This is a genomic window from Flavobacterium sp., from assembly GCF_031423415.1.
GTDB lineage: Bacteria > Bacteroidota > Bacteroidia > Flavobacteriales > Flavobacteriaceae > Flavobacterium.
Genome location: NZ_JANPFL010000107.1, coordinates 1 through 1,150 on the forward strand (window position 1 = coordinate 1; position 1,150 = coordinate 1,150).

At 31.8% G+C, this 1,150-nt stretch carries 3 protein-coding genes; all 3 read left to right on the forward strand.

What is annotated here, in order from left to right; genetic code table 11:
• On the forward strand, positions 1-236 hold a 236-nt coding region (locus tag RMO83_RS09610; RefSeq protein ID WP_310559465.1), incomplete at its 5' end, for a hypothetical protein.
• Positions 220-654 carry a response regulator gene (locus tag RMO83_RS09615; RefSeq protein WP_310559466.1) on the forward strand — a complete coding sequence of 145 codons (435 nt, stop codon included), beginning with the start codon at positions 220-222 and terminating at the stop codon, positions 652-654. The genes RMO83_RS09610 and RMO83_RS09615, both read left to right, overlap by 17 nt.
• Before the next feature lie 227 nt (positions 655-881).
• Positions 882-1,150: BLUF domain-containing protein (locus RMO83_RS09620; protein WP_310559467.1), on the forward strand; the 269-nt coding region annotated here is incomplete at its 3' end.

Here is a 1,150-nt window from a genome sequence, read left to right on the forward strand (position 1 = left end):
GGAAAATGTTGCAATCTGCTGTACACAAAATGATTCCATCTTTCTCGATAATTGGATTAAGTTCAAATATTCAAGAAACCGCAAAACGCATTCAAGAATATGCATTTACAATCGAGATTACTGGCGAAATACAAAACATGGTACTTGAACTTGAACAAGTATGCACTCAAGCCTGCAAAGAACTCGAAATAGAATTAAAAAATTTAAAACTAGAAAACCTTGAAAAACGAAAATAAAATAAAATTGTTCCTTGTCGATGACGATGCTGTTTTCTTGAAATCTCTTGAAATAGAATTCTTGCACCACGGCGATTTCGAAATCGAAACTTTTGCAACTGGCGAATTGTGTGTCAAAGACTTGAACAAAAATCCAGATGTAATAATACTTGATTTTCATTTAGACGGAATTGACAAAACAGCAATGAACGGAATTGAAACTTTAGATAAAATCAAAGATTTCAATACCAATACTCCGGTAATAATGTTATCGTCACAAGACAAAATTGACGTTGCAGTAAGCTGCATGCACCACAAAGCATTCGATTATGTTGTGAAATCTGAAACCGCTTTTTTAAGACTTCAAAAAACCATAAATACCATATTTAAATACCAAAAAATGGAAAAAGAATTGAATTGGTATATGGACAGAATGTAAGTTTAGATGTAAGATTTTAAATTTAGATGTAATAAATAAAAAGGTTATTTTATTGAAAATTGTAGGTTTTAGAAGTGATAGGTTTATTAAATAAATACTTAGGTTTTGTCATTCCGACGTTAGAGGAATCTCATAACGTGAGCAAGTACTAGGATTTCTTCTTATCCGAAAGAACAAAACCACATTAAAATTCAAATTGCCATAGAAATAATTAAATCCCCAAAAAAATGTATGAATTAATTTATCGTTCGGTTGCCAAAGATGACCTCAACGCAGACGACATTGAAAAAATTTTAGAAACTGCCCGAAATTTCAATTTTCAAAACGAAATTACTGGCTGTCTATTGTTTCATAACAACGAGTTCATACAAATTCTAGAAGGCGAAAAACACAAATTATTAGAACTTTACGATAGCATAAAAAAAGACAAACGCCACCGCAACGTAATGCTTTTGGCAGAAGCCGAAAAACAAGATCGAGTTTTTCCGAATTGGTC